Below are 1,451 nucleotides of genomic sequence, written 5' to 3' on the forward strand. Positions count from 1 at the left end.
CGTCAGCCCCAAAGCCTGGGTGAAGAGTTGTTCTTGCATCCGCCAAGGCTGACATCATCCGGCGGCCCGTTCCACACCAGACGCGATGGAGCCCTGCAACAGGTACCCCAACGCTTTCCATTCATCCCTGGCACCGTCTTCGGCATTGAAGGCAACATTGGCCGCATCCTCCAGATAATCCTCGTTGGAGCCGGTACGCACAGCCACATCCAGGACATCCATTGCCTCACGACCTAGCTCCTTGGAAGAAATGAGCATATTCCCGCGATCTCCGAAGGGTGCCGCAATCTGGCTGGCAAGGAGAGGCCGGGTGGCCAGCAGTGGCTTCAACTGCTCCGCATAAGCCAGCATGGCTTCGTATGAGCCACCCCAGCGTGGTTCAAGCGAAGCCATGCGGATTTTCGCAAGGTTCCGGCAGCCCGGTTCGATGGCACTCGCAGCCTTGAACGCTTCTTTCTCAAGCTCTTCGCGCGAGTCCCGGTAGGCCAGTTCCAACATACCGTCCCACGGCTCGACGAACCGTGGCGCAAGACGAACCGCTTTGCGGTAGAGCGGCAAAGCCAGGTCGTACTCGGCGGTCATCCTGCGCATGGCCTCCGGCGGTGTTTTCCACGCCCATGCGCCACCACGTGCCCGCATGGCCGCACCGGAATGAAAATGCGCACGCGCGGTCAACGCATAGGGGCTGTCCGGCTGTGCCGCCAGCCAAGCCGCAGTGAACTCATCCGCATCCTCACTTTCGAACTGCTCGAAAAAATAGTGCAGTTCCTCGCTGGGATCGATCGGCCTGGCATGCTCAGCCTCCAGACGCCGGAGGTAGGCCTCTAACTCCCCAACGCGCCCGGTCTCAAGCAGCTTCCGGGCATCCTCCATCGACATGGCCTGGACAGTGTGATCCAGACAATGCGCGCGTGCATGCCCGGGAGGCCAGCGATTGCCGGGCAGATCCGGATAAGCCAGACAACGCTGCAGGGGATCGGCGATGTCTTCGGCACGACGGGCCTGCAACAAGTACTCCCGCCAAGGGGCAGGAACGTTCTTGAACGGATCTGCCTCGACCTGCCCCCGCACCGAGGCCGGCAACGGCTGCGCGTGCAGGCCTAGGCAAACCGACAACAGCATCCATGCCCATCCTGCGCCTTTCCCTATGATCCACTTCGCCATACCAACTGGTTGTCTACGCCCATTTCAGGTGCGGAGTGTAGCGGCGCCAAGAGTGCGGCACATCCAGCCATCCACAGACGCCATTGCGTCATCGTCCTGGCGGCATAAAAAAGCCCGCTTCGACTCGAAGTCTCAGCGGGCCTGCTCCCTCCCCCACGTCGGGACGCGCGGCAATCGTGAAGGAACCCTGACGGCTCTTCGTCATTTCGTGTGGAACCCAACAGTCACAATGACTCCTGGTCGTCGAGCCCGGTGGGCATGTGTGCAGGCCGCTGGCCGGCCTGTGC

General features: G+C 61.8%; 1 protein-coding gene. It reads right to left on the bottom strand.

The features are described 5' to 3' along the window. Positions 1-54 precede the first annotated feature (54 nt). On the bottom strand, positions 55-1,122 hold the full coding sequence (locus BUA29_RS11875) for a tetratricopeptide repeat protein (RefSeq protein ID WP_072756717.1): 1,068 nt from the start codon (positions 1,120-1,122) through the stop codon (positions 55-57). Positions 1,123-1,451 lie beyond the last annotated feature (329 nt).

Origin of the sequence: Thermomonas hydrothermalis (assembly GCF_900129205.1) — a bacterium.
In the GTDB taxonomy this organism is placed as follows: Bacteria; Pseudomonadota; Gammaproteobacteria; order Xanthomonadales; family Xanthomonadaceae; genus Thermomonas; species Thermomonas hydrothermalis.

Coding starts and splice junctions, on each gene's coding strand:
- BUA29_RS11875 (WP_072756717.1), bottom strand. CDS start 1,122: ATGCTGTTGTCGGTTTGCCTAGGCCTGCACGCGCAGCCGTTGCCGGCC.